Annotated in this window: 28 protein-coding genes; 13 read left to right on the forward strand and 15 right to left on the reverse strand. The window is 69.5% G+C overall.

Annotation, left to right across the window (positions count from 1 at the left end):
* Window positions 1-2 precede the first annotated feature (2 nt).
* The 5 genes from EIZ44_RS17685 to EIZ44_RS17700 form a co-directional block, all read right to left on the reverse strand.
* Window positions 3-1,271 (reverse strand): glycosyltransferase family 2 protein, encoded by a 1,269-nt coding sequence (locus EIZ44_RS17685; protein ID WP_134729795.1) that lies wholly within the window; start codon window positions 1,269-1,271, stop codon window positions 3-5.
* Window positions 1,268-1,441, reverse strand: coding sequence for a hypothetical protein (locus tag EIZ44_RS44740; protein ID WP_167754176.1), 174 nt, complete (start codon window positions 1,439-1,441; stop codon window positions 1,268-1,270). Before EIZ44_RS44740 ends, EIZ44_RS17685 begins: the two co-directional genes overlap by 4 nt.
* Before the next feature lie 21 nt (window positions 1,442-1,462).
* Window positions 1,463-3,145: a DUF2334 domain-containing protein gene (locus EIZ44_RS17690; RefSeq protein ID WP_240691337.1), complete on the reverse strand. Its 1,683-nt coding sequence runs from the start codon at window positions 3,143-3,145 to the stop codon at window positions 1,463-1,465.
* Entirely contained in the window at window positions 3,142-4,335 is a 1,194-nt protein-coding gene (gene wecB / locus EIZ44_RS17695) for a non-hydrolyzing UDP-N-acetylglucosamine 2-epimerase (RefSeq protein WP_167754177.1), read from the reverse strand. The genes EIZ44_RS17690 and wecB overlap by 4 nt, the downstream gene beginning before the upstream one ends.
* Window positions 4,336-4,704: 369 nt before the next feature.
* A complete protein-coding gene (locus EIZ44_RS17700; protein WP_134729797.1) occupies window positions 4,705-5,190 on the reverse strand; it encodes a carboxymuconolactone decarboxylase family protein in 486 nt (161 codons plus the stop codon).
* A 46-nt stretch (window positions 5,191-5,236) separates the two neighbouring features.
* Between EIZ44_RS17700 and pdxR the strand changes: the two genes are divergently transcribed.
* The 4 genes from pdxR to EIZ44_RS17720 all read left to right on the forward strand — a co-directional run bounded on the left by pdxR (window position 5,237) and on the right by EIZ44_RS17720 (window position 9,302).
* Entirely contained in the window at window positions 5,237-6,634 is a 1,398-nt protein-coding gene (gene pdxR, locus EIZ44_RS17705; RefSeq protein WP_134729799.1) for a MocR-like pyridoxine biosynthesis transcription factor PdxR, read from the forward strand.
* A 220-nt stretch (window positions 6,635-6,854) separates the two neighbouring features.
* Window positions 6,855-7,031 (forward strand): CsbD family protein, encoded by a 177-nt coding sequence (locus EIZ44_RS17710; protein WP_009082264.1) that lies wholly within the window; start codon window positions 6,855-6,857, stop codon window positions 7,029-7,031.
* A 108-nt stretch (window positions 7,032-7,139) separates the two neighbouring features.
* The gene (locus EIZ44_RS17715; protein WP_037810592.1) at window positions 7,140-7,748 is read left to right on the forward strand and encodes a TetR/AcrR family transcriptional regulator; all 609 of its coding nucleotides are present in this window, start codon (window positions 7,140-7,142) and stop codon (window positions 7,746-7,748) included.
* Between the two features lie 18 nt (window positions 7,749-7,766).
* Entirely contained in the window at window positions 7,767-9,302 is a 1,536-nt protein-coding gene (locus tag EIZ44_RS17720) for an FAD-dependent monooxygenase (protein ID WP_134729801.1), read from the forward strand.
* Here the strand turns inward: EIZ44_RS17720 and EIZ44_RS17725 are convergent.
* Both EIZ44_RS17725 and EIZ44_RS17730 read right to left on the reverse strand, forming a co-directional pair.
* Complete coding sequence (locus tag EIZ44_RS17725; protein ID WP_134729803.1) at window positions 9,274-10,083, reverse strand: class I SAM-dependent methyltransferase; 810 nt, start codon at window positions 10,081-10,083, stop codon at window positions 9,274-9,276. The genes EIZ44_RS17720 and EIZ44_RS17725 overlap by 29 nt on opposite strands.
* Window positions 10,084-10,106: 23 nt before the next feature.
* Window positions 10,107-10,928, reverse strand: a complete 822-nt coding sequence (locus EIZ44_RS17730; protein ID WP_134729805.1) for a class I SAM-dependent methyltransferase — start codon at window positions 10,926-10,928, stop codon at window positions 10,107-10,109.
* A gap of 36 nt (window positions 10,929-10,964) precedes the next feature.
* Here EIZ44_RS17730 and EIZ44_RS17735 point away from each other — a divergent pair, with 36 nt between their 5' ends.
* Together EIZ44_RS17735 and EIZ44_RS17740 are read left to right on the forward strand one after the other, a co-directional pair.
* Window positions 10,965-12,395: a xylulokinase gene (locus EIZ44_RS17735; RefSeq protein ID WP_134729807.1), complete on the forward strand. Its 1,431-nt coding sequence runs from the start codon at window positions 10,965-10,967 to the stop codon at window positions 12,393-12,395.
* Window positions 12,396-12,408: 13 nt separating this feature from the next.
* Window positions 12,409-13,080 carry an alpha/beta hydrolase family protein gene (locus EIZ44_RS17740; RefSeq protein ID WP_240691338.1) on the forward strand — a complete coding sequence of 224 codons (672 nt, stop codon included), beginning with the start codon at window positions 12,409-12,411 and terminating at the stop codon, window positions 13,078-13,080.
* On the opposite strand, the gene EIZ44_RS17745 is transcribed toward EIZ44_RS17740, so the two are convergent.
* The 3 genes from EIZ44_RS17745 to EIZ44_RS17755 form a co-directional block, all read right to left on the reverse strand.
* Window positions 13,073-13,777: an anti-sigma factor family protein gene (locus EIZ44_RS17745; RefSeq protein WP_134729810.1), complete on the reverse strand. Its 705-nt coding sequence runs from the start codon at window positions 13,775-13,777 to the stop codon at window positions 13,073-13,075. The two genes, EIZ44_RS17740 and EIZ44_RS17745, sit on opposite strands and share 8 nt — an antisense overlap.
* A complete protein-coding gene (locus EIZ44_RS17750) occupies window positions 13,774-14,313 on the reverse strand; it encodes a sigma-70 family RNA polymerase sigma factor (RefSeq protein WP_134729812.1) in 540 nt (179 codons plus the stop codon). Before EIZ44_RS17750 ends, EIZ44_RS17745 begins: the two co-directional genes overlap by 4 nt.
* Window positions 14,314-15,376: 1,063 nt before the next feature.
* On the reverse strand, window positions 15,377-15,613 hold the full coding sequence (locus EIZ44_RS17755; RefSeq protein ID WP_043836823.1) for a hypothetical protein: 237 nt from the start codon (window positions 15,611-15,613) through the stop codon (window positions 15,377-15,379).
* A gap of 127 nt (window positions 15,614-15,740) precedes the next feature.
* On the opposite strand from EIZ44_RS17755, the gene EIZ44_RS17760 reads away from it, so the two are divergent.
* A complete protein-coding gene (locus EIZ44_RS17760; protein ID WP_134729814.1) occupies window positions 15,741-16,625 on the forward strand; it encodes a hypothetical protein in 885 nt (294 codons plus the stop codon).
* Window positions 16,626-16,644: 19 nt separating this feature from the next.
* Here EIZ44_RS17760 and EIZ44_RS17765 read toward each other — a convergent pair whose 3' ends face one another.
* A complete protein-coding gene (locus tag EIZ44_RS17765; RefSeq protein WP_037810600.1) occupies window positions 16,645-17,064 on the reverse strand; it encodes a DUF5709 domain-containing protein in 420 nt (139 codons plus the stop codon).
* Window positions 17,065-17,135: 71 nt separating this feature from the next.
* Here EIZ44_RS17765 and EIZ44_RS17770 point away from each other — a divergent pair, with 71 nt between their 5' ends.
* Genes EIZ44_RS17770 through EIZ44_RS17780 form a run of 3 tightly spaced genes read left to right on the forward strand, consistent with a single transcriptional unit; the run spans window position 17,136 to window position 20,229 of the window.
* Window positions 17,136-18,209: a VanZ family protein gene (locus EIZ44_RS17770; RefSeq protein WP_134729816.1), complete on the forward strand. Its 1,074-nt coding sequence runs from the start codon at window positions 17,136-17,138 to the stop codon at window positions 18,207-18,209.
* 50 nt (window positions 18,210-18,259) lie between these two features.
* Complete coding sequence (locus EIZ44_RS17775; protein WP_134729818.1) at window positions 18,260-19,741, forward strand: AlkA N-terminal domain-containing protein; 1,482 nt, start codon at window positions 18,260-18,262, stop codon at window positions 19,739-19,741.
* Window positions 19,738-20,229, forward strand: a complete 492-nt coding sequence (locus EIZ44_RS17780; RefSeq protein WP_134729820.1) for a methylated-DNA--[protein]-cysteine S-methyltransferase — start codon at window positions 19,738-19,740, stop codon at window positions 20,227-20,229. Before EIZ44_RS17775 ends, EIZ44_RS17780 begins: the two co-directional genes overlap by 4 nt.
* Before the next feature lie 319 nt (window positions 20,230-20,548).
* Here EIZ44_RS17780 and EIZ44_RS17785 read toward each other — a convergent pair whose 3' ends face one another.
* Window positions 20,549-21,373 (reverse strand): isocitrate lyase/PEP mutase family protein, encoded by an 825-nt coding sequence (locus EIZ44_RS17785; protein ID WP_134729822.1) that lies wholly within the window; start codon window positions 21,371-21,373, stop codon window positions 20,549-20,551.
* A gap of 87 nt (window positions 21,374-21,460) precedes the next feature.
* On the reverse strand, window positions 21,461-22,093 hold the full coding sequence (locus tag EIZ44_RS17790; RefSeq protein ID WP_205673197.1) for a peptide deformylase: 633 nt from the start codon (window positions 22,091-22,093) through the stop codon (window positions 21,461-21,463).
* A gap of 93 nt (window positions 22,094-22,186) precedes the next feature.
* Between EIZ44_RS17790 and EIZ44_RS17795 the strand changes: the two genes are divergently transcribed.
* A complete protein-coding gene (locus EIZ44_RS17795) occupies window positions 22,187-23,383 on the forward strand; it encodes a cysteine desulfurase-like protein (protein WP_134729826.1) in 1,197 nt (398 codons plus the stop codon).
* Window positions 23,384-24,118: an enoyl-CoA hydratase-related protein gene (locus EIZ44_RS17800; protein ID WP_134729828.1), complete on the forward strand. Its 735-nt coding sequence runs from the start codon at window positions 23,384-23,386 to the stop codon at window positions 24,116-24,118.
* On the opposite strand, the gene EIZ44_RS17805 is transcribed toward EIZ44_RS17800, so the two are convergent.
* Window positions 24,115-24,630 (reverse strand): TetR/AcrR family transcriptional regulator, encoded by a 516-nt coding sequence (locus EIZ44_RS17805; protein ID WP_238604558.1) that lies wholly within the window; start codon window positions 24,628-24,630, stop codon window positions 24,115-24,117. The genes EIZ44_RS17800 and EIZ44_RS17805 overlap by 4 nt on opposite strands.
* Window positions 24,563-25,156 (reverse strand): GNAT family N-acetyltransferase, encoded by a 594-nt coding sequence (locus tag EIZ44_RS45540; protein WP_240690841.1) that lies wholly within the window; start codon window positions 25,154-25,156, stop codon window positions 24,563-24,565. The genes EIZ44_RS17805 and EIZ44_RS45540 overlap by 68 nt, the downstream gene beginning before the upstream one ends.
* A gap of 318 nt (window positions 25,157-25,474) precedes the next feature.
* Here EIZ44_RS45540 and EIZ44_RS17815 point away from each other — a divergent pair, with 318 nt between their 5' ends.
* Entirely contained in the window at window positions 25,475-25,897 is a 423-nt protein-coding gene (locus EIZ44_RS17815; protein WP_037810609.1) for a hypothetical protein, read from the forward strand.
* Window positions 25,898-26,262: the final 365 nt, after the last annotated feature.

The raw sequence follows: 26,262 nt of genomic DNA on the forward strand, positions 1-26,262 counted from the left end.
GGTCAGGCTGGCAACTCTGCCAGCCTTTCCGTTTTCGCCCACACGTTCCGCTTCAAGACGATCCGGAACACCGCCCGCCACGTCGCCAGCACGCCGAGCAACAGGAACGCCGGATAGCACAACCCGGCCAGCAACGCGCGGTGCAGGGGTTCGTCGCGCAACCGGACAAAGTAGACGATCGCCCACATGATCCCGGGCAGCAGCAAGGCCGCCAGCCACCACGCCACCGCCTGCGCCAGGTTCCCGGTCTCCGCGACCAAGCCGCCGAACGTGTTCCCGGTCAGCAGCGCCGCGGGCACGATCACCAGCAGCGCCGCGGCGATCAACGACAGCGGAACAGTCAGCCACGGCACGACCAGATAGACCAGGAAGTCGAACAATCCGGTCCCGGCAATGAATCGAGAGGTCGCGAGACTGCGCAAATGCCGTGAGCACTGAAGATTCCCCTGCGCCCACCGGGTCCGCTGCCGAAGCAGGCGGCGCGCGTCTTCCAGCCCCTGCTGGGTCACCCAAGCCCGTTGCGTGTACCGGATCCGCACTCCGGCTAGGTGCAGCCGCAGGCCCAATTCAAGATCCTCGACCAGACAATCGCTCCACGGAGACGGCCCGAACTTCCGCAATACCGACAGTCGCGTGAACTGCCCGTTGCCGCCCATCCCGACACTGCCGAGCACGTCCCGCAACGACTGCGAAGCATCCGCGATCGCGCCGAACTCCAAGTCCTGCAGCAACGCCAGCAACCGGTGTCTATTGTGGATTCGCACCCGGCACTGCACCGCACCGACGCCGCGGCTGCGCAGCATCGCCGCCACCTCAGTGAGCAGCCCCGTGCTGCCGCGCCCGTCACCGTCGATGATGCCCACGACAGTCTGGGAAACCGTGCCCTCCTGCTCGGCAATGGCGTCGATGTAGCGATAACCCGCGTTGAGCGCTTCGCCCTTTCCGCGTCGTGCCTGAGGCAAGTCACGCCGCAGCACATGCAACCGATCATCAGCGATGCCCGCGACGATCTCTGGCGTAGCGTCATCAGATCCGTCATCGATCACCAGCACTCGCACCGGAGTTTCGGGCGTTCCCAGCCGTAATGCGTGTCGCACCGTGTTGGCGATAACGCGTTCTTCGTTCAACGCCGGAATAACGATCCAGAACAGCAACGGGCGCGACGCGCGTTCAGTAGCGGGCCGCGGTGCCCGCCAAGCGAAGGCCGCCAGTACTAGGTTGTGGACCGGCCACCAGCAGAGCAGCAGCACGAACCACCACGGCTGCGTCATGCCGCGTGCCGGCCCCGGGAACCACTGGCACGCAGCCGGACCGAACGGACCGTGAACGCCATCGCGACGAATCCGGCGACCGACAGGACAAACCACAGCACCCCGTGGAACGGCGCGACACCGATCGCGGCGGCGGACACGACGGCAGGAGCGACCCGGGTGACAGACATTTCTTTCCTTCCAGAACAAACTCAAGCAGCGACGGCGGCCGGGGACACGAAGCGATAGCCGAGCCCCTCGATGCCTTCGACCACCTTCCGGAGGTCGCCGATGCCGAGAAACGAGTGATAGTAGAAACTGACGACGCTGTCGGTCACCACGCGATGGGTTTTCGCGTCGGACAGGATGTCGTCGGCGGTGCGGGCGGCGTGCTGGTTGAACTTGGCCGGAGCCACGTTCCCGACATTCTCCGGCACCACGACAGTCCCGTAGACGTCGCGGACCGGATACGGGAAGAACTGGCCGTAAACCTCGCGATAGGACACGTCTGTCCGTCCACAGTGGCCGCCGTCGCACTGACCGGCGTAGTAGCTGCCCCGGTCGTACCGCATCGGGAAGACCCGGCCGGCCTCCTGATAGTCCACAGCGGACCCGCCGTAATGCGGGAACTCGAACGCATCCGGCCGAGGCAGCCCAACTCGGTCAAACTCGGCGAGACCAGTCGCGACGCGGCCGCGGAACCACTCCGGCGAATCCTCCGGCACCGGTCCGCTGAGCCGCACGTTGTCCTGGTGGTCGACGGTCGCGCGATAGAACTCGTAGTCCGCGGCGCTGGTTCCCGAATACGGATTGTCGGTCTCGTTGTACTGGTGACTGTAGCCGTGCATCACCAACGTTCCGCCCCGCGCGACCGCATCGCGCAGTGCCGCAACAAGTTCCGGACTGTCCACCAGTCGCGCGAACGTCGGCTTGCCGCCGTTCGCCGCACCACGCGGGTCCGCGTAATACGGATACACCGCCAGCGAGAACGGCACGCCGTGCCCGCTGAGGTAGTCGGTGATCGCCCGGACTTCAGCAGGCGGCGTGCGCGGGCCGATGTCCTCGATCCGCACGAGAGCACGTCGACGCGCCGGAGCGTCCGGCGCGAGCACGCTAAGGAGAATGTTTGCAGCCGCCAGATAGCGATCGCCCGCACCGACGTACGAATACGGCACTTCGGCGAGATAGGTGAACGATCCACTGTGGACTGCCCACGGCGACGACACTCCCTCAGCGGACTTCGCCTGCGCCAGCACCTCCGCCTTCGGCGACGTCACCCGCACACCCACGACATCGACGCCAGCATTGGGATCTCGCCGCAGGTCAGTGTCCCGATAGGACACCGTCGTGACTTTGTCCTCCCGGAACGGAGCCCACGTCCAACCCCACTTTCCGGCGAGCGCCGGCGTGTGGTCGAACAGCTGCCAGATGTTGCTGCCCATCCACACCACCGGCAGCCGGGTCCGGCTCAGGTCGTCCAGCAACGCGGGCGGGAGCTGCGCGTCGTAGACCGTGCCGACGTAGACGACCGCTTGGTACTCGTCCAGCTGGCCGCTCCGGTAGTCAGCGGCGGGCAGCATTCGCCAAGCAGTCGAACGGGAAACGAGGTTCGCCGTCTGGATCGCGTTGGCCTGCGCCTCCTCGGCGACCTGGGTCGCGGGCGGACTCGGCCGCAACCGCCGCCCGTCGTCGAAGAGCACCAACGTGCGCCGGTCGTCCCGCCCGCCCGGACCGGCCAGACCGATTTTCGGCTGCCGCAGCACCGGTTCGATCGGAGACGCCGCTTCCGAACCGGAGCCGTCGTCCGAGACCACCACGACGATCCCGCCCACCAGGCTGACCACCGCGACGACAATCATCCCGAGCCGCAACCACGCCGGGAATCGTTGCTTCACTGCACAACCTCAACCCGCTCCGGGACGAACGGCTCCGGCGCTTCATCGGTCAGGCCGAGCAGCCAGGCCACCGCCTGTTCGGTGCGTTCCGCGGCTCGGCCGTCGCCGAACGGGTTGGCGCGCGTGCTCATCGCCGCCCGCAGCGCCGGATCGGTCAACAGCTTCGACGCGGTGTCCACAATGAGGTCGGCGTCCGTTCCGACGAGCATCGCACACCCGGCGTTGACGGCTTCCATCCGTTCCGTCGTGTCCCGCAGCACCAGCACCGGAACCTTGAACGTCGGCGCTTCCTCTTGAATGCCACCGGAATCCGACAGCACAAGCGAACTCGCCGCGATCGCCGCCGCGGTCTGCTCATACGGCAACGCCGGGGTAAGCACCGCTCGCGGGTGGCCAGCCAGCGCTTCGCGCACCGCCTCTTGCACAGCCGGATTCGGATGCATCGGCAGCAGCACGCGAACGTCCGGATGCCGCGCCAGCAGCGTGTCCACAGCGGACAGAATGCGCGTCAACGGCTCGCCCCAGGACTCCCGGCGATGCGCGGTAACCAGAACCAACCGGCACTCGCCTCGCGTCGCCGACTCGACCACGTCGGCAACGGCGCCGTCGGCAAAGGACACTCCGCGGTCCGTCACCCGGGAAATCGCGTCCACCACAGTGTTTCCGGTAACCAAGAGGACACTGTCGTCGATGCTCTCGGCACGCAGGTTCTGCGCGGCCGCCGGAGTCGGGGCCAAGTGCAGGCTCGCGGTCTGTGTGACCAGCCGCCGGTTCAGCTCCTCCGGGAACGGCGACTGCAGATCGAACGAGCGCAGCCCGGCTTCCAGGTGCACCACGGGAATCTTGCGCCAGAACGCGACCATCGCACCGGCCACAGTGGACGTCGTGTCGCCCTGCACGAGCACCGCCGCGGGCGGACGCTGCGCGGCGAGCGCGTCGAGGCCGGTGACCAGCTGCGAGAATAGCTCGGGCTGACCGCCGTCGACCCGGTTCAGGGTGAGCCGCAGGTCCGGGGTCAGCGAGAACGCGGAGAGCACCTGGTCGACCAGGTCCGGATGCTGCCCGGTCGCGACGAGCACCGGGTCCAGCCGTCCGGACCGGCGCATCTCCTGCACGACCGGCGCCATTTTGATCGCCTCCGGCCGGGTGCCGGCAATCAGCCAGACCACCGGTGCGTCACCCCGGGTCATCACGGAACCCCATTTCAGCGAGAGCGGACGCGATCCGGGAAACCGTCCCTGGATCGCGCCGACCACGCTAACTACGGCATCCGGAATCGACCTCACCCTCGCGGGTAAATCTCACCGTCAGTAGTCGCCGTCACAAGCGGTCAAGAAGACACCAAACCATGGTCCACCTTGCAGTTAAGCAGCTGCTTACTTGGCCACCCCTGGATGCACCAGGTCGGCCAAGCACACTCAGTAATCACGCTGGATCGGTTAAGTCACCAATCCCGGAAAAGGGCACCCGAAACCCCGGGCGCCCTTTTTCCCTTCGCCGGGCAAACCGGCGGTATGCCGTCCCGCGATCCTGCTCACATAGTGGTCCAGACCACCAGGTCAATGCTTCCCCGGAACGTATTCGCCGGGCACCATCCGCGTCGTGACCGCGAACCGGTTCCACGCGTTGATCACGGTGATCGTCGCGATCAGCTGAGCCAGTTCGGCGTCCTCGAAATGCTCGGCGGCACGGGCGAAGACGTCGTCGGGCACGAAGCCGTCGGTGAGCACGGTGACCGCTTCGGTCAGCTCCAGCGCGGCGACCTCCTTCGCCGTGTAGAAGTGCTTCGACTCCGCCCACGCGGAAAGCTGGATGACGCGCTCGCTCGTTTCGCCCGCGGCCAACGCGTCCTTCGAGTGCATGTCGATGCAGAAGGCGCAGTGGTTGATCTGCGACGCCCGGATCAGCACCAGCTGCCGCAGCGCCGGGTCGAGGCCGTGCCGGGTCGCGGCGTCGAGGCGGATCATCGTCTTGTAGGCCTCGGGTGCCAGTTCCGCCATCTTGAGGCGGGGCGGTTGCACCGGAAGTCGTTCTGTCGTTGTCATAACTTCGACCCTACGAGCGATTGGCACTCTGTTATGGTCCATTTCCGTGCGCACGGAGTGGGCCAGTTCGCTGAGTGAAGACCTCCACCTCGACCTGCGCGGGCCTCGCCTGCGCGACGGCCTGATGGAGGCCCTGCGGGACGCCATCCGCACCGGACGGCTCACCCCGGGCGCGAAACTGCCGTCCAGCCGCACGCTCGGCGCGGATCTCGGAATCGCCCGGAACACCGTGGCGCAAGCGTATGCGGAACTCGTCGCCGAAGGCTGGCTCACCGCGCGGCAAGGCGCCGCAACCCGGGTTGCCCCGCGCGCCGAGATCGCGCCCGCACCGGCCGTGCCGAAGCCTGCTTCGCGACACCGGATCGTGCACGACCTACGCCCCGGACAACCCGATCTGTCCGCGTTCCCCCGCGCAGACTGGCTTAAAGCCGCGCGCCGCGCCCTGACCGACGCGCCAGACGACGCGTTCGGCTACGGCGGTCCGTACGGCCGTCCAGAGCTACGCGAAGCCGTAGCCGCGTACCTCGCCCGTACGCGCGGCGTACGCGCACACCCGGACCAGATCATGCTCTGTACCGGTACGTCGCACAGTCTCATCGTGCTCGCCGAAGTCCTGAAGCAACGTGAAACGCGAGCAGTCGCCGTCGAGTCGTACGGCCTGCAGGTACATCGCGCGCATCTCGCGAAGGTCGGCCTCGACACTCCGCAGTTGCCGGTGGACGCCGACGGCGCAAAAGTCGAACGCCTCGACGACCTGCCCGACGTCGGCGCGGTGTTGCTGACGCCGTCGCACCAGTTCCCCACCGGCGTCGCGCTGCATCCGGACCGCCGCGCCGCGGTGGTGGACTGGGCGCGCCGGACCGGCGGCCTGGTGCTGGAGGACGACTACGACGGCGAGTTCCGCTACGACCGCAGCCCGGTCGGCGCGATGCAGGGACTAGACCCGGAGCACGTGATTTACCTTGGCACCACAAGCAAAGCGCTCGCCCCGGGACTCCGGCTGGGCTGGATGGTGCTGCCGCCGCGGATCGCCAGGGCCGCCGCCGAGGTCAAGGGCGACCGCGACCCGTTCTCCGGCGTGCTCGACCAGCTCGCCATGGCCGAGTTCATCACTTCGGGTAGCTATGACCGGCACATCCGCGCGATGCGGCTGCACTACCGCCGCCGGCGCGACCAGCTCGTCGCGGCACTGGCCGAACACGCGCCGAACACGCGGGTGACCGGGCTGTCCGCCGGTTTGCAGGTACTGGTGGACGTCCCGCCCGGGGAGGAAGACGCGGTGGTGCAAGGGTCCGCGTGGCAGGGGCTGGCCATGCACGGGCTCGGCGCGTTCCGCCATCCCGACGCGCCCGCGGACCGCGACGCCCTGGTGATCGGCTACAGCACCCCGTCGGCCAGCGCGTGGTCGGGCGCGCTGGCGGCGCTGTGCCGGGTGCTGCCCTAGATCACTCGACGCCGAGCCTGACCTCGGTCGATTTCACCAGTGCGGCGACCCGGAACTCCTTCGCAACTGGACAGAACACGTTCACCGCAAAGGGAAACCCGCCGCTTCGCCGACGTCGGTTGCGAGGTTTCGAGGCGGTTCGCGCCGGGCACCGATTCGCGAGTTTGGCGCCCGGCAGAGCGGGTAGCCGAAGCGCGAGGCACGAAAGGGAGGACCCATCGTGAACGACAAAGCCGAGAACAAGGCCGAAGAGCTCAAGGGCCGCGCCAAGGAAGCCGTAGGCAACGCCACGGACAACGAGCAGTGGCAGGCCGAAGGCAAGGCGGAGCAGGGCAAGGGCAACCTCAAGCAGGCCGCCGAGAAGGTCAAGGACGCGTTCAAGAGCACGAAGGACTGACGCGTCGGCGAAGCCCGGGGCATCCGTGCCCCGGGCTTCTTCGTGCCCTCAAACTTGCGTAACACGCAAACTTTGCGCGTCGCGCAAGCGGCGCGCTATGGTGGTCTCATGACCGAGCGACCGAACCTGCGAGACCGCCGCCGCCAAGAGACCCGGGTCGACATCTCCTGGGCGGCAGTCCGGCTCACAGTCGAGCGCGGTCTGTCGAACGTGACAATCGAGGACATCGCCCGCGAAGCGGGAGTTTCGCCGCGCACCGTCAACAATTACTTCTCCAGCAAGGCCGAAGCGATCGTCGCCCGGCACCAGGACCGGGCTCGCGGGATCGCTGATCACCTCCGCGCGCGCCCGGCGTCGGAACCGCTGTGGACCGCGTTGCGGGAGGCGTCGCTCATGCAGCTCGACGCCGACCGCGGCACCTCCCCCGGCGGCGGCAACGATCCGCAGTGGACGGCCGGCGTCCAGGTCATGATCGCCGAACCCGCGCTGGCGGGCGAATTCCTCAAAGCCAATGTCGCGGCCGAAGAAGCACTGGCCGAGGCGATCGCGGAACGCCTCGGCGCGGACGTCCACGATCTCCGCGTCCAGCTCATCGCCACCACCGCGGGCGGCGTGCTGCGGGCAGTCATCCAGGAGTGGCTGCGCACCGCCCCGTCCGCGGACCTGACCGCCATCGTGCACCGGGCGTTCGACACGCTCGCCGAGGTGCTTCCCTGATCCCGCAAGGAGATCCCCATGTCCGACATCGTCATCGCGGGCGCCGGGCCGAACGGCCTGATGCTCGCCGCCGAACTCTGCCTCGCCGGGGTCCGCCCCATTGTCCTGGAACGGCTCGCCGAACCTGACGGGCTGCGCCGTGCCAACGGTCTCGTCGGCCAAGTGGTGCCGCTGCTGCACCGGCGCGGGCTGTTCGAGAAGCTCGCCGAGGTCCCCGAACCCACGCCGGTCCCGCGGTTCGTCTTCGGCGCGTTCCCGGTCGAATTCGCCGACCTGCCCAGAAATCCGATGTACATCCTGCCGAAGCCGCAGCACGAACTGGAGCAGATGCTGATCGAGCACGTCCGCGCGCTCGGCGCCGATCTCCGCCGCGGCCACGAAATCACCGGCTTCACCCAGGACGAGAATTCGGTGACCGTGCAGGTGCAGGGACCGGACGGGCCCTACGAACTCGCCGCTGAGTACCTGGTCGGCGCGGACGGCGGACGCAGCACGGTGCGCAAGCTCGCCGGAATCGACTTTCCCGGGGTCAGCTGGGACGAAACGGTGTCCCGCAGCGCGAATGTGCGGATCCCGCAGTCCTTCGTCGATCCGGTGACTGGCGGGCTGAAGCTGGAGACCGGCGTCATCCCGCCGTTCCAGCACCACCGGACGGAAACCGGGTTGTTCGTGTTCGCGCCGTTCGATCCGGCGAACCCGGCGCTGTCGGTCACCGAACACAGCGGTGCCGCCGATTTCGCCGAGGACGATCCGCTGACCATGGAAGAACTGCGCGCGAGCGTGCAGCGGGTGCTTGGGGTCGATCTGCCGCTCGAACCGCCGTCCGGTCCCGGCCCGTTCCTGCTGCGCAGGCTGTCCGGCGGCAACACCCGGATCGCCGAGACCTACCGGCGGGGCCGGGTGCTGCTGGTCGGCGACGCGGCCCACGTGCATTCCGCGCTCGGCGGCCCGGGGCTCAACCTCGGTCTGCAAGACGCGGCGAACCTCGCGTGGAAGCTCGCCGCGGAGGTGCGGGGCTGGGCTCCGCCGGGGCTGCTCGACAGTTACGAGGCCGAGCGCCGTCCGGTGAGCGAGCGCGTCGTGATGCACACCCAGGCGCAGAGCGCGCTCGTCGCGCCCGGCCCGGAAGTCACCGCGCTGCGCGAATTCTTCGTCGAACTGCTCGACTCTCCGGATACGCGGCAGCACATCGCCGACCTGATGTCCGGCGCGGACATCCACTACGGCACCGACCCGGACAGCGGCCGGTGGGCGCCCGACTTGCCGCTCGCCGACCCAGGCCCGCTGACCGCCGCATACCAAGCCGCGCGCCCGGTACTGCTGGACCTGACGCCCGGCGCAGTGCTCGCCGACGTCGCCGCGCCATGGGAAGACCGCGTCACCACCGTGTCCACCACGGCAACCGGCAACGCACCCACCGCGCTGCTCATCCGTCCGGACGGCTATGTCGCCTGGTCCTCCACGGACGCCGAGCCGGACGTCGAAGCGCTCCGAACCGCGCTCACGCAGTGGTTCGGCGCACCGGTCAGGTCAGCCGTGTCGTCGCCACGTTGACGAGCGCCCCGGCCGGGAGCGTGCCGTCCGGAGTCACCAGCGGCCGGGACGCTACCTTGAACGCGGTCCGCAGCCCCAGCAGCTGCGTCTCGTCCAGGGCTTCGACCTGGTAGTAGGTGTCGTGGCAGGTCTGCCAGACCGAATCCGGCGTGCCGGAGAGGTCCACCCGCAGCTGGTGCCATTCGACCGGCGCGAATCCGGCCGGGCCGAGCAGCGCGTCGAGGCCTTCGCGGGTGCGGCTGCGCGGGTCGCCGGAGGTCGGCACCTGCCGGTCCTCGGCCACCACCGCGAAGAGCGGCCGGGCGACCTTCAGGAACACCTCGAGGGCGTCGGTCCCGCCGCCGCCCACGCCGATCACGAAGGCGCCGCCGGGCCGCAGCACGCGGGCGGTCTCGGCGATCACCTTCTCGACATCGGACATGAGCATCAGCGCCATGTGCGACACGACCGCGTCGTAGCTGTCGTCCTCGAACGGCAGTTCCTGCGCGCGGCCGGGTCGCAGGTCCGCGTCGGCGAGCCCAGCCCGGGCGCGCGCGACCTCCAACTGCTTGGCGGAAAGGTCGATGCCGGCGAGCTTTCCGGTACCGCGACCGGCGAGCACCGCCAGCAGCGCGCCGTCCCCGCAGCCGAGGTCGAGCACGCTGTCCGGCTTGCCGACGTGGTCGGCGAACGCCTCGTACACCGAGCGTCCGTCGACCCGGCCCCGCTCGGCCAGTTCGGACGCGGCTGCCGGGTTCCGGTCGTGAAAATCGCGGAGGAACTCTTCGGCAGGCGTCATCATGTCCGAGACGGTAGCGCGAACGGTCACTTCAGCAGTTCCGTTTTCGCCAGGTTGACGCACAGCCCCGCCGGAAGGAGGCCGTCCGCAGTGCGCAGGTGCTCGGTCTCGGCGAAGAAGGCCGAGCGGAGCCGGGCCAGTTGGGCGTCGTCGAGGGTGTCGGTCGAGTAATACGATTCGCAGCACAACGTCCACACCTCGTCCGGTGTGGCGGTCAGGTCGATCTCGTACGGCTCCCAGGAAACCGGCGCGAACCCGGTCGGAGCGAGCACCTCGTCGATCCCCTCGCGGTTCGACGTGCGCCGCTCGGCGGTGTAGGTGGCCCGCCGTTCCTCCGGCACCTCGCGGAACAACGGCCGGGCCAATTCGAGAAACACCGGCGTCGCGCCCGTCGATTCAGGACCGCCGACGACCAACGCGAAGGTCCCGCGCGAAACCAGCACCCGCGCGAGCTCGGCGGCGACCGCCTCGGGGTCGTCCATGAGCATGAAGGCCATGTGCGACACAGCCGCGTCGTAGCTGTCATCCTCGAACGGCAGCTCCTGCGCGCGACCGTGATGCAGCCTCGCGTCGGCCAGCTCGGGCCGTTGCCGGGCAAGGTCCAGCTGCCCCGAGGACAGGTCGACACCAGCGAGCTTTTCCGCGCCACGGCGGGCGAAAACGGCCAGCAGCGCACCGTCGCCGCAGCCGAGATCGAGCACCCGGCGCGCGGGCGCGACCCGGTCGGCCAGCACCTCGTAACTCGTCCGGCCGTCCCCGGTCACCCGGCCGGACTCGATCAGCACGGACATCGCGTCCGGTTTGCGATCGTGGTACTCGCGCAGGTAATTCTCCGCGGCAGAGGTCATGCACCGACGGTAGCGAATTCCTGGTACCCCTGTGGCATGGACGAAGAAGCTCTGCTCGGCATCGACGTCGGCACGACCGCGGTGAAAGTCGCGGCGTTCGCGGCGGACGGCCGGGAACTCGCGGCGCATTCGGTGCCCTACCCGATCGCGCGGCCGCGTCCCGGCTGGGCCGAACAGGACCCGGAAGACTGGTGGCACGCAACGGAAACCGCGCTCCGCACGGTCCTTTCCGGACTCCCCGCCGGTGCGGTGCGCGCGGCCGGGATAGTCAGCCAAGTCAACACCCACCTCCTCGTCGACCGAGACCTGCGGCCGCTCACCCCGGCGGTGATCTGGCAGGACCAGCGCTGCGCGGAGGTCGCCGCGGAACTCGACGCACGCTTCACCGACGACGACAAAAAACGCATCTGGGGCGGGCCGATCGTGCTCGATGCGTCGTTCGCGGGGGCCCGCGCCGTGTGGTTCGCGCGCGAGCAACCGGAGCTGTGGTCCCGTGCGCGATGGATGCTGAGCCCCAAGGACTTCATCGGCGCGCGGCTCACCGGACGCGTCGCGACCGACCTGCTGTCCGGCGTGCGCATCGCGGGCGCGTCGGGTTATCTGCCCGAAGCGGTCGCCCTCGTGGACGGACTCGGCGACCGGCTGCCGGAACTGCTCGCTCCCGAGGAACCTCTCGGTCACGCTGCCGTACTGGGCGACGCCCCGGTTGTCGTCGGAACCATGGACGCGTTCGGCGCCGTTTTCGGTACCCGCACAACAGAACCCGGCCGCGCCATGGTCACCTGCGGGACGTCGCTGGTCGTCGCGGCCGCCTCGCACCGGCACGAATCGGTCCGCGGCCTGGTCACCTTCCCGCCCCGCGGCGACCTCGTCGTGCACGCCGGACCAACGCAAGCAGCGGGCGACGCGGTGCGCTGGTGGAGCCGAGCGTCCGGACTGTCCGTGCCGGACGTGTTCGCTTCCGCCGCGGACGGCAGGCCCGGGGTGGTTTTCCTGCCTCACCTGCAAGGCGAACGCGCCCCGCTGTGGGATCCGGATCTGCGCGGCAGTTTCCTCGGGCTGACCTCGTCCACCACCACCGCGGACCTGTCGCGAGCCGTCCTCACCGGAGTCGCGTTCTCCGCACGGCACGTGCTGGAAACCGTCGAAGAAGCCTGCGGCGAAACCCTTCCGTCGGTCACGTTCTCCGGCGGCGGCGCACGCAGTGACCTCTGGACCCAGCTCCACGCCGACGCGCTGTCCCGTCCCGTCGAACGCCTCCGCGTGCACGACAGCGCCGCGCTCGGCGCCGCCCTGCTCGGCGCAGTCGGCGCGGGCCGGTACCCGGACGTCGAAACCGCCGCCGCCGCGACCGTCGCCGTCGAGCGCACCTTCACGCCCGACACGGACCTGACCGGCCTGTACGAGGCGTATCGCGCGGCGCACGAAGGGCTGGCACGAGTGCACGAACGGCTGGCGCGATGGTGATCTAATGGCCAGCATGGAGACCCTCCGCTACGGCAGCGAGCCCAGCCAGTTCGTCGAACTCCGCGGCACCCCGGGCGGGCGGGGCACCGCGATCCTGCTGCACGGCGGATGGTGGCGCGCCCGGCACGACCTGCACCAGCTCGACCCGATGGCCGCCGACCTGGTCGCCGCGGGCTGGTACGTGGCGAACGTCGAGTACCGCCGCATCGACGGCGACACCGGCGGCTGGCCGCGAACCCTGGACGACGTGCGCGCCGCGATCGCCGCCGTCGACCGACCGGCCGAGCTGCCGACGGTCGCGATCGGGCACTCCGCGGGCGGACACCTGGCGCTGCTGGCCGGCGGACTTTCCGGGGTCGTCGCGCTGGCCCCGATCACCGACGTTCCGCGCGCCCGAACCGAGGAACTGGGCGAAGGCGCCGCCGGACTGTTCCTAACTGGCGACGACCCCGCGGCGTCGCCGATCCAGCAGCTCCCGCTCGGATGCCCGCAACTGGTCGTGCAAGGCGACGCCGACGTCCGGGTCCCCGTTGCGCACAGCCGCGACTATGTAGCCGCGGCGAAAGCGGCCGGCGACGACGTCGACTACGTCGAGCTTCCCGGCGTCGACCACTTCCGCCTGATCGACCCGGCCGACGAGCCGTGGCAGTCCGCCCGCGAATGGCTCGACCGGCGGTTCAGCTGACGTCCGCCTCGACGAACCGGTGCCCGGCGGTGTTCTCGATGACCACCGCCGCCACCTGCGCCGGATCGATCACCGCCGTGCCGTACAGGTACGCGCCGTCCCGCGCCGCCCGCTCCGAGACCATCCAGCCGCCCGCGACCTGCCGCTCGCCGTTCTTGCTGAGCACGACGAGCAGGCATTTCTGTCCAGCCGGAATGCCCGTCACCGAACCGTCCACGCGCACCCAGCCGGTTTGCGGCACGATGTTCGCGGTCAGCCGGGTCTTGCCGCTGGCATCCGCACCGGAAACGACCCGCGTGCCAGGAACCGCGCTGGTCGGCGGCGGCGTAGTCGGCACCGCCACCGCGGGCCCGGACGAACTCCGCCCCACCATCACCCCGACGCCCAACGCGACCGCAGCCACCACGACCGCGGCGGCGATCGCCATCGACCGCCCCCGCCCAGCCCGCGCGCTCGACTCCGCCCGGACCTGGCCGACGGTCCGCTGCAACACCAGGTCCGCCCCCACCGGCGGCCCGTCCAGCAACGCCTCCGGTGGCAATTCGCCGAGGAAACTCTGCACCTCCCGCAAAGACGCGGCCTCCGCCCGGCAGCGCTCGCAGCCGTCCAGATGCGCCTCGACGTCGCGTTGCTCGCCCGAGGCGAGCTGACCGGTCAGGTACCCCGCCAGGTCGACGTGCTCGTCGGCTGTGTTCATCCGGCCACCCCTTCCGCTCGCCGGAACTCTTCCCGCAACGCCCGCAACCCGTAATACGAGCGGGACTTGACTGTGCCCGGCGGAATCCCGAGCCGCTCCGCCGCCTCCGCGACGCTGCGCCCCTGCAGATACATCTGCTCGAGGACCTCGCGATGCTCCGGAGAAAGCCCGTCGAGCGCGGCGAGCACCACCATCGAGTCGACGACCTGATCGGCATGATCCCGCTCGACCGGCCCGCCCGACGGCGACTCGGCCACCTCCTGCGGCCGCGCCGCCTTCGCCCGGAACCGGTCGATCACCAGGTTCCGCACGACGGTGAGCAACCACCCGCGCACCGACCCGCGCCCGTTGACCAGGCTGTCCGGACTCCGCCACGCGCGGACGAGCGCCTCCTGCACCACGTCCTCCGCCGCCGCGCGGTCGCCGAGCAGCCGGGTGGCGTAGGCGAGCATCGCCCGCCCATGCTCCTCGAAAAGCGCGCGGACCAGCGCCTCGTCCGCAACCGCCCGCCGGTGACGGGCCCTGAACCCGGCCATGCCCCGATCATCCCCCCGGTCGGGCCCGATTGTCGCGTAGCCGAGGTGTGTTGCTTGTTGCCCGGTGCCGGTGACTGCTCGTTCCTGATGCTCCGAGCGGCTCTGGTGCCGCTTAGCCGATAGGTGCGGGCCCCGGTTTTCCTGGTGCCGCTGCCGCAGTGGGCGGGGGCTCCCCGATCGCGGCAGTCCCCGGCCTGCGCCCCCCTTCCCAGCACCGCGTCCACGCACGCGGCGACTCCCCGATCGGTGCGGGCCCGTTTTCCTGGTGCCGCTTCCGCACTGGACAGCCGCTCCCCGACCGGTGCAGTCCCCCGCCCCTCCCGGCACCGCGTCCGTGCTCGCGGCGACTCCCCGATCGATACCCGCCCACCAGCGTGGTTCCGCCGACACGATCGGGGAACGCGCGGCCTGCGGGCCCCGGACCTGGGCTAAGTTCGCAACTGATCCAGCCGGAAGGCTTGCTCACCAGGTCGGCGCACGCCGGTGTCGTGCACTGGGATCACCGCCCCGGCCGCCCGACCGCCCTGGAGCCGCCGGGAGCGCTGCGCACACCGCCCTCCCGGCGGCTCCGGGGCACCCTGGGCCTGTTTCGTTCCCGGCCCTCGCGGCTGTTCCGGCTCCGACGAGGATGGGTGGCAACGTCCGGGTGGGCTGTGCTGCGGTTCGTTACGGGGCAGTTGGGGTTCCTCGACCACGGCAACTCTCGCTGCCATTCGCTCCACGGCATCCGTGGCTGCGCCACCATCGCAGCCCGGCCCCGCCGCGTTCAGGCGACTCTCGCAACCACCGCGATCCCTGAACAGGCAACTCTCACTGGCGCTCGGCCAGCAACCATCGCATCCGGGCAACTCTCACAATGCCGCGATCTTGAACCCCCGCTGCCGGACTCGCCGCACCGGCGGCCATCGCATCAGGCCGGATCTCGGCAGAGCACGACGGCGTTCATCCACAGCCCGGCACCTTCTCCCCAGCCGCCGCTCAAACCGGCACGTTCTCCACGTCCGCCGTTCAACCGCCCAGCCCCACCGGCCTGCCCCCGCGAGCCAGTCAGTCCACAAAGGACTCAAGCGGCAGCAACACCGAGATCCGTCAGCACGACCGGGCTCGCCGGTGCCCCTCGGCGGCGGGCGATTCTCACCAGGCCCCGGCGGCGCAAGCGGTCCATCGCCTGCGTCTCCCACAGCGGGACCCGCCCGCCGACCGACCACAGGTAGCACTCCCCGGCTAATCCGTTGTGGACCACCACCAGCCCGCGCCGGACGTCGTCCAGTGCGTGTACGTCCTCCTCGACGAGCACCATGACCGGCTCCCTCCGTCCCCTTCATGGTGAAACGTCCGGGGCCGCCCGCACATCCGGGAATCCACCTCAGGGGTTCCCTGGAGAAATGGGGTCGCCTCCGCCCCGCGGACCTGGCAGGATCGAGCATGTGCGGCCGCCGACGATCGCGTGCGACGAGTCCGGCTCCGAGGGCGTGAACCTGGTCGGCGCGAACACCGCGGTATTCGCGCACGCCGCCGTCCGGCTGGAGCCCGCGGCTGCCGCGGAATGCGTTGCGCGGCTGCGGGAATTCATCGGTTCGCCCGCGCTCGAGTACAAAGCCAACCACCTCCTGCGCGCCAAGAACCGCGCGGCCCTGGAATGGCTGCTCACCGAACCCCTCGCCGACGCCGCCAGCGTCCTGCTCGTCGACAAAACCCTGTTCCTCGCGGGCAAAATCGTCGACCTGCTCGTCGACCGGACCCCCTACCCGGAATGCCTGCGCCACCGTCCGGACGGCCGCGCCCGCGCCTTGCACCGAGACGGCCCGCGCATTCACGGCACCCGGCGCTGGACCGAATTCCTGCGCTCGTTCACCGGGCTGTTGCGCACCTCGAACCGCCGCCTCCCCGCGACCACCCCCGCCGAGTTCTTCGCCCAGACGGACGTCCTCGGCGAACTTGTCGCGGCTCGCCCGCAGGTGACCGCACTGCGCGACGAACTCCTCGCCGACCCTGGTCTCGTCTCGCCGATCGACCCGTTGATGCCCGCGCTCGCCGACACGATCGCGTTCTGGCGTCCGGAGCTGGTCATCCACGACGAGCAGCCGTCCCTCACTCCGGCCCGGCTCGCCCAGCTGCTCGATCCGGTGCCGCGGTGGCGATTCGTCGACTCGAGGTCCGAACCGCGGGTCCAGCTGGCCGATTTCCTGGCCGGAGTCGCCCGGCGGCTCACCGAGGAAACCCTGCACGGCGGCGGGGACCCGGAACTGGTCAAGCTGCTGCGGCCGTATGTGCTTCCGGCGTCGGTCTGGATCGGGGATCCGGCGGACTAGTCCCGGTGCTGCCGGCCGGTCACAAATCCCGCGGGTTGACGACGTGCACCGCGGCTTCCTCCGCCGAGGCCGCGCCTCCGTCGATGCCGATGTCGGACGCATACAACTCGTCTTCGGTGTCCGGGCCGAAGCCCGCGTTGGCGGCCACCAAGCGGCCCGCGCGGAAGTCGCCGACCTCGTCGTCCACGAGTTCGCCGTCGGTGTCGTCAGTGTCGCCGAGACCGTCGCCGTCGGTCGCCCGGATGTCCGGGAGTTCGCGGGCCAGCCTGCCCGCCCAGCTTTCCCCGGCGGCTTCTTCCGCGGCGGTGGTGCCCCAGTCGCGAGTCGCGAGTGGACGTTCCGGCGGCGAATAACCCTCGTCGTAGGGGTCGCCGTCCTCCAGGGTGTCTTCAGGATCCAGCACGCCGGTGTCGGCGTTGTCTTCGATGTCGTCGTCCACTGCTCCTCCTTCCCGCGTGCCCAGGTTACTGCCGCCCGCTAGCCTGTGCGCTCACGCGGGGTGGAGGAACGATGACTCAGTGGAGCGGTCCCACGCTGATCGCCGTGTTCGCCGGGTTCGGGCTGGCGTTCGTTCTGGTGGTTCCGTACGTCGCGATCAGCTATCGCAAACGCGGCGAACTCGGCCTGCTGCGCGCGATCGCCGCGCCTGCGTTCCTCGTGTACTGCTTCGCGCTGGTCACCTACACGTTGCTGCCGCTGCCGGACGTCGACGCGGCGTACTGCGCGACGCACGAAGCGCTGCGGCACCCGGTGTGGAATCCGCTCCAGTTCCTGGAAGACATGCGGCAGTTCAACACCGGGTTGCTGGACAATCCCGCGCTGCGCCAGGTGTTGTTCAACGTCGCGTTTTTCGTGCCGTGGGGCGTGTTCGTGCGCCGATTGTTCGGGCGGAGCATCGGTTTCGCCATCGTCAGCGGGTTTTTCGTGTCGCTCGCCATCGAGACGACCCAGCTGACTGGCGTGTGGTTCCTGATGGAGTGCCCGTACCGGCTGTTCGACACCGGCGACCTGCTGTCCAACACCGTCGGCGCGGGGGTCGGCGCACTTCTCGCGCCCGTGCTGCGGCGCTCTGGACGGTTGCGCCCGGCCGACGAACCGCGCCCGGTCCTCGCCCGGCGACGGCTGCTCGGCATGGTGCTCGACCTGATTTCGGTCACGCTGGTGGGTGTCGTGCTGAGCATGATCGCGCTCGCGGTCCAGTACGTCACGAAGGGCACGCTGCAGAACAACACGCTGATCGACGACGTCCTCGGCCGCTGGGTGCCCACCGCGGTCCTGCTGCTGCTCGTGCCGCTGGCGGGCAACGGCGCGACGCCTGGTCAGCGCGCGGTTCTGCTGACGGTGGTGCGCGCGGACGGGCGGCCGCCGTCGATGCTGCAGTCGATCGTCCGGTTCCTGGTCGGTTCGGGCGGCTATTTCATCCTGGTCGGCTTGGATTCCGGGTGGACGTCGCTGTGGCTGCTGGCGCATCTGGTGTTCATGGTCTTCACTCGCGGACACCGAGGCCTGACCGGGCTGGTGTGCGGATTGTCGGTCGTCGACACGCGGGCGGTGGACCGGGAGCAGGTTGCCCCGCCAGGGTGATGTCGTTTTTTCGCGAGGTTTCGCGCGCGAGGCGGGGCAGACTGGTCGGCGTGTACGAGGACACCGAACGCTGTATCCGCGCGGTGCAGTCGAAAGACGACCGGTTCGACGGATGGTTTTTCACCGCGGTGCTGACCACGGGGATTTACTGTCGCCCGAGTTGCCCGGTGGTGCCGCCCAAGGTCGAGAACATGCGCTTCTACCCGAGCGCCGCCGCCGCGCAGGCCGCTGGATTCCGCGCCTGCAAACGCTGCCGGCCCGACGCGTCGCCCGGTTCGCCGCTGTGGAACGAACGCGCCGACATGGTGGCGCGCGCGATGCGCCTGATCGGCGACGGGATCGTCGACCGCGAAGGCGTGCAGGGGCTGGCCGCGCGACTCGGGTACAGCGTCCGGCAGGTGGAACGCCAGGTGCAGGCCGAACTGGGCGCGGGCCCGCTCGCCCTCGCCCGGGCCCAGCGTGCCGAGACCGCCCGGTTGCTGATCGAAACCACGACGATGCCGATGAGCGACATCGCGCACGCGGCCGGGTTTTCGAGCATCCGGACGTTCAACGAAACCGTGCGGGCAGTCTTCGCCCTGACGCCGAGCGAGCTGCGCTCCCGCGTCCGCGGCGGCAAGCGGACCAAGTCGCAGGGAGTGCTGTCGGTGCGGCTCCCGTTCCGTCGGCCGCTGTGTCCGGACAACCTGTTCGGGCACCTGATCGCCACCGCGGTCCCGGGCGTCGAGGAATGGCGCGACGGCGCGTACCGCCGCACCCTGCGACTGCCGCACGGCCACGGCGTGGTGTCGCTCCGCCCGGAGCCGGACCACGTCGCGTGCCGCCTGAGCCTAACCGACCTGCGCGACCTGGCCGCCGCGATCAGCCGTTGCCGCTGGCTGCTGGACCTGGACGCCGACCCGGTAGCCGTCGACGAACAGCTCGCCACGGACCCGACCCTCGCTCCCCTGGTCGCCGCCGCACCCGGCAGGCGCGTCCCGCGCACGACCGACTCGGCCGAGTTCGCCGTGCGAGCAGTCCTCGGCCAGCAGGTCTCGACCGCGGCCGCCCGCACCCACGCAGCGCGCCTGGTCTTGGCACACGGCACCCCGATCGAGGACCGGGAAGGCGGCCTGACGCACCTGTTCCCGTCCCCCGAATCGCTGGCGGAACTGGACCCGGAAACGCTGGCCATGCCGAAGTCCCGCCGCGCAACCCTGCTGGGTCTCGTGTCGGCCCTGGCTTCCGGCGACGTCGACCTGACCGCAGGCGGCGATTGGGTCCACGCCCGCGCACAACTGGCCGCCCTGCCCGGCTTCGGCCCGTGGACGGTGGAGAGCATCGCCATGCGCGCCCTCGGTGACCCGGACGCCTTTGTCGCGACCGACCTAGGCGTCAAGATCGCGGCCGAAAACCTAGGCCTGCCACCAAGTCCAGCCGCCTTGATCGCGCACGCCGCCCGCTGGCAGCCTTGGCGTGCGTACGCGGTCCAGCACCTGTGGGCGACCGGCGACCACCCGATCAACCGGATCCCCGCGGAGGAATCGGCATGACCGTGGTGCACACCGTCCTCGACAGCCCCGAGGGCCCGCTGACCCTCATGGCCCGCGACGGCGGCCTGGCTGGCCTCTACATCGGCGACGAGCAGTACCGCCCGCCCCGAGCCGCCTTCGGCGACCGGGACGACCGCCCGTTCGCCGCGGCGACCCGTCAGCTGAACGAGTACTTCGCCGGCGACCGGGTCGAGTTCGACCTTCCGTTAGCTTTCAGCGGCACTCCTTTCCAAGAGACGGTGTGGCGGGCGCTCCTGCGGATCCCGTACGGCGAGACGACGACCTACCGAGAACTGGCCGAGTCGATCGGCCGCCCGACGGCGTCCCGCGCGGTCGGCCTGGCGAACGGCCGGAACCCCATCGGCATCGTGGTGCCGTGCCACCGGGTGCTGGGCAGCAACGGATCGCTGACCGGCTACGCGGCTGGGGTGGAGTGCAAGCGGAGGTTGCTGGAACTGGAGCGGGGCAGGCGGTTGGTTGCGGGGTGAGTTGGCCGCGGCTGGGTGGCTGGTTGCGAGGTGAGTCGGCCGCGGCTGGGTGGCTGGTTGCGAGGTGAGTCGGCCGCGGCTGGGTGGCTGGTTGCGGGATGAGTTGCAGTCGAGCCGGGCGGCCGGATCGCGGTTTGGGTGGGGTGAGTGGCGGCTCGGATTGAGGGCAAGCCAGCGTCCCGCCTCGCCCGTCTGCCCCAGCTCACCTCCCCCGTCTGCCCCAGCTCGCCTCGCCTGTCTCTCCAGTTCGCCTCGCCCGCCTGTTCAGATCGCCTGCCCGCGGCGCCCCACTCCAGCGGCTCCCGTCCTCCGCCGAGAGTCAGTTGAACCAGCCGTTCACCGTCCCAAAGTCCAACGCACCGGTCACCTCCCCGTAAGTCCCCTGCTTCAGCACCTCTGCCGCAGCATGGTGGGCCAGGGAGTAAGCCGCCTGGGCGATGGACGTTCCTACGCTCACTCGGCGCACCCCAGCGGCAGCCAGATCGGACACTGGGGGCGCACCCGGGCCTGCCATGGCGCTTACCGGGATCGGCGAGGACTTTGCCAGTTCTTCCAGGACTTCGACGTCCGTCAAGCCGGGGACGAAGATGCTGTCCGCTCCGGCGTCGGCGTAGACGCGGGCTCGGGTCAGGACGTCGTCGAAGCGGCCGGTGGGTTCGCCGATTCCGAAGAGGTACACGTCCGTTCGGGCGTTGATCCACAGTTCCGACAGACCGGCCGTCGCGGCGGCGGCGCGGGCTGCGGTGAAGCGTTCTGCCTGTTCATCGGGGGTGAAGAGGGTGGCGGTTCCGGCGCGGGAGTCTTCCAGGTTCACGCCGACTGCGCCCGCCTCCACCACGCCTCGCACGGTTTCGGCGACCGCTGAGGGGGCTAGGCCGTAGCCGCCTTCTACGTCGGCGGTTACTGGGACTTTTACGGCTGCGGCGATTTGGGCGATCACGGTCAGCATTTCCGCCCGCGACAGGTGCTGGCCGTCGCCTCTGGCTAGGGCCCAGGAGACGCCTCCGCTGGTGGTGGCGATCGCGGGGGCACCGGCGCGTTCGATGGCGACTGCGCTGCCTGCGTCCCAGGCGTTCGGCAGCACGAGAACATCAGCCGCGTGCAGTTCGCGGAAGAGATTTGCCTTGTCTTGCAACGAGTTCATCAGGGTCCTCCCCAGTGGCGAGCCCCGGGCGGGGCAACTGCGGAGGAACGTATCAGCGGGCACCGACAAAAACGGGCCGGCGAGAAATCAGGGGAGGTCGAAGCCCAGTTCGCGGGCGGCGTCGGCGGGGGTCGGCTGGGTCCAGCGGCGGGCGACGGCTTCGTGGGTGGACAGCGAGCGCAGTTCGGCTCGGTCCAGGTACAGGATGCCGTGCAGATGGTCGGTCTCGTGTTGGACGATTCGTGCTGGCCAGCCGGACATTTCCTCGTCCAGGGCCGCACCGGTTTCGTCGGTGCCGCGAAGCCGGATCCGCAGGGGGCGCGCGACGACGGCCTGCCATCCGCGCACGCTCAGACAGCCCTCGAAGAACGCGGCGGTTTCGTCGCCCACTCGGGTGTACTCGGGGTTCACCAGCACGCGGAACGGCAGCGGGACGATCCCGCGGGTGGCGAGCGTGGACTCAGCGACGCCGGGGCGTTCGCGGGCACCGTCCTCGACCACCGCGATCCGGACCGACAGGCCGATCTGCGGAGCCGCGAGGCCGACGCCGGGTGCCGCGTGCATGGTCTCCTTCATGCCCGCGATCAGTCCGGACAGCAGCTCGTCGCTCAGTTCGCCCTCGTACGGGCGGGCGGCGGCGCGCAGCACGGGGTCGCCTGCCTGCACGATCGGCCACGGCAACGGCTGGGCGAGCAGTTTTTCGACCTGTTCGGCAAGCACCGGCGAACCCCTCTCCAAGGGCAACGGGACAGCGGCATGATCGCACCCGCGCGGAGCACGACACTCGCCCGGGGATCAGGCAAGCTGGCAGCCGTGGCCTACGACGTGAACGCGATCCGCAAGCACTTCCCCGCGCTCGAGAACGGCGCTGCCCACTTCGACGGACCCGGTGGCTCCCAGGTCCCGGACGTGGTCGGCGAAGCGGTCTCCTCGACCCTCTGCGCCGCCATCGCGAACCGCGGCACCGTCACGGCGGCGGAGCGCCGCGCGGACGGCGTCGTGCGCGAAGCCCGGCAAGCTGTCGCTGACCTGCTCGGCGCGCAACCGGAGGGCGTCGTGTTCGGGCGCAGCATGACGCAGGTGACCTACGACTTCTCCCGCACGCTCGCGAAGAACTGGGGGCCGGGCGACGAGGTCGTGGTCACCCGGCTCGACCACGACGCCAACGTCCGGCCGTGGGTCCAGGCGGCCGAAGCGCGCGGTGCGACTGTTCGCTGGGCGGACTTCGATCCCGAGACCGGCGAGTTGCCGACGTCATCGATCACGGAACTGCTCACTGATCGGACGCGCCTGGTAGCGGTCACTGCTGCCTCCAACCTGCTGGGCACGCGTCCGGACATCCCGGCGATTACCGGCGCGGTCCGCGAAGCAGGCGCGCTGAGCTACGTGGACGGCGTGCACCTGACGCCGCACACAGTGGTCGACATCGCCGCGCTGGGTGCGGACTTCTACGCCTGCTCGCCGTACAAGTTCCTCGGACCGCACCTCGGCCTTCTCGCCGCCGCACCGGATCTTCTGGAGACGTTGCAGCCGGACAAGCTGCTGCCGTCGAGCAACGCGGTTCCGGAGCGTTTCGAGCTGGGTACGTTGCCGTACGAGCTCCTCGCGGGCACTACCGCCGCTATCGACTTCCTCGCCGGGCTCGTGCCGAGTGAAGGCAGTCGTCGCGAACGTTTGCGTACGTCGCTTACGGCGCTTGAAGAGCACGAAGACGCACTGTTGCAGCGTCTGGAAGACGGGCTCGCCGCACTGCCGCGCGTCGTTCGATACGGCTCGCCGACGCGTCGCCGTACGCCGACAGTGTTGTTCTCGGTCACCGGGCTGACGCCGCAGGCGGTGTACGAGCGTCTCGGCGCGCGCGGGATCAACGCGCCTGCTTCGACGTTCTACGCCATCGAGTGCGCTCGGCATCTCGGTCTTGGCGACACTGGTGCCGTACGCGCTGGCATCGCGCCGTACACGACTGCAGCGGAAGTTGATCTGCTGCTCGCTGCTGTTGCGGAGCTGTGAATGAGCATCGAGACGACTGTCGACGGACAGGTCACCACCATCACCATCAACCGTCCGGAGAAGCGGAACGCGCTCACGAAGGCGATGTACGTCGCCCTCGCGGACGCCTTCGACGCTGTCCGCACGCCGATCGTCGTACTGAGCGGAGCCAGCGGTGCGTTCACCGCGGGCAACGACCTCGGCGACTTCCTCGCGCACGAAGCCGGTGACCGCACGAAGACGCCTGCGCGGGTCTTCCAAGAGGCGTTGCTCGCGACGCAGGCAGTAGTCGTCGCCTCGGTCGACGGTCCCGCTGTCGGCATCGGCGCGACCCTGCTGCTGCACTGCGACCTCGTCTACGCCACCGAACGCAGCTACCTGCAGTTCCCCTTCGTACCGTTGGGGCTGGTGCCGGAGTTCGGCAGTAGTTACGCGCTGCCGCGTCGAGTCGGACCGCAGCGTGCGACGGAGCTGCTGCTGTTCGGAGAACGCCTGCCTGCGGTCGAAGCGGCGCAACTCGGGTTGGTCAACGAAGTGCTCCCTGACGAGACAGCGCTCAGTAAGCGCGTCGCAGAACGCGTCGCGACCCTCGCGGAGCGGTCAGTACGCGCGCTGACAGCGACGCGCGCGCTGTTGCACGACCGCACTGACGAGAGCGTCGAAGAGCGCATGGAGTCGGAGTCCAAGCACTTCGCCGAACTGCTGCACGACCCGGACACTGTCGCCACGTTGCGCGCGAAGCTCGACAGGCGCTAGCGACGGCGGCGCTTGTCCACAGCGGCGTCGAGAACTGGACCTAGCTCCTCGACAACCGTGTCAAGCGCCGTCACCGAGTGCTCGACCCGGGCCAGCACTAACGCTCCTTCAAGCGCGCTGATCATCAACACTGCCAGCGAAGCAGCGCGCGCCGCCGGTACGCCCATCTGCTGCAGCGCGGACACGATGGGCTTCCGCCACTGCGCGAAGGCGTCGTTCGCACGCTCACGCAACGGCTCGCTCGACGCCGCCGTGTCGGTGACTGTGGCGACTAACGGACAGCCGTAGTCGTAGCCGATCTCGAGGAACTCCGCGCGCCAGTTCTCGACAACAGCGGCGAAGAGCGCGGACGGCGTCGGGTCCGGCAGCGAGTCCATCGCGCGCGTCACGCGTCGCGCGGCGTAGCGCCCTGCCCAATCGATGGCTTCGCCGAACAGCTGTTCCTTACCGCCCGGGAAGTAGTGCTGAAGCGACCCCCGCGGCGCTTCGGCATGCGCTACCACCTCGCGCATGCCAGTGCCGCTCAAGCCCTGCGTACGCAGCAACTGCGCAGCGCTGAAGACCATCCGGTCGCGCGCCGGCCGTTCCGTCATCGAGCGTCTCCTCCGTGACCGTCAGCTCGTACTCGTTCTCGCCGCGGTATCCCGGGACGAAGCGGAACCCGCACGCCCGCAGCAATCCTTCCGCAGCGACGTTGCCCTCCTGCACGGTGGCGTGCAGCTTCCAGCCGCGCCACTGCTCCGCGGCCAGCCGGACGAGGCCGCGGCCGATGCCCCTCCGCTGCCATCGGTCGGCGACGAGCAGCCCCAGTTCGACGCGGCGGTCGTCCTCCGGGACCGCGTTCAGCAGCCCGGCGGGCACGCCCGAAACCTCGGCGACGAGGGCCGTGTCGACCAGGAGGAATCGCTGGTACCTGGACAGGACCGCGTCCGGCTCGATCGGGCCGCCGAGGGTGAACCGGCGGCTCAGCGATTCCGGCGAGCAGGCGCGGACGAGGTCGGCCACGGAACCGGCGGTGGCCGGTCGCACGGCGGTCATGACAGTCGTCATAACCCGAGGGTGGCACACGGCCGGAACTATGACAAGCGTCATGGAAGATGTCACGCTGCCGACACGACCCGCACGGCCCGCCGGTCCCGGCGCCGGTGCGCCGCCACCGGTTTCGGGCAAGGAGAATTCACTGATCGTATCCGCGATACCCCATCGGCGGTAATTCCACCGATTAATCGGGGCTTGACCACGATGCGTGTCCGCCGGGCCTCTTCGGGTGAAAACGGTTCCCGATACCTGTCGGGAACGCGTTTCTTCCTTATATTTTCCTGGACGCTCCGGAAGGCGAGCAAAGGAGACACGGCCATGACCCAGTCGCTCGAGGTTCCGACGAAGGAATTCTGTCTCGACTGGACGATGGACGGGGCCCATGGCGGCAGGGTGCACTTCACCCTGTCCGGCCAGGTGAGCCTGTTGGACGGCAAGCGGTTCTACAAGGTCGACGGCGTGCTGTACATCGCGGACGGCAGCGCGTACTGCCGGGAGATCGGGAACCCGCGGCTGCACGTGCGGCGCAACGGCGTCGAGGAGACCGGACGGCAATGGGGCTGGGAAGCGATCAGTTCCCGCAAGAGCGCGAACCGGCTCTGCACAATGGACGGCTATTTCGTGCGCACGGGCTACTGGGCGCCCGCCGATCGCAGCATCCAACTCGGAATCGTCGCCGAACACGGGATCACCCGGCGTCGTTCGCACAGTCCGACGGCGACGATTCGACTGGTCGACTGAATGGTTCCCGGATATCGGGAGCGTTCCCCCGGTTTGTGCTTGGCGATACCCCGATTCCGGACCGGACGGCAATGAGCGTTTTCCCGATCGGCCCGGGCGGACCTGTCTGCCCGGGCTGTCCCCGGCGGAAACGCCCGGTTGCCCGCAGGCGAACTCCCGGCACCCAGTCGCACCGGACGCCGACGCGGCAAGATCGCTTGCCCGCCAACGCGAACCGTGCGAATCAGACGATCCACCGAGCGACCGCGGCACCGAACCATCGATACCGCAACCCATCCGCGGCCGAACCCGGCGAAAGATCAACCCGGGCAACGCGTACCGGAGCCGCCAGACATTGGCCTGGACCACTCGTCGCGCCCCGCGAA

This window comes from Amycolatopsis nivea (assembly GCF_004522235.1).
Classification (GTDB): Bacteria; Actinomycetota; Actinomycetes; order Mycobacteriales; family Pseudonocardiaceae; genus Amycolatopsis; species Amycolatopsis nivea.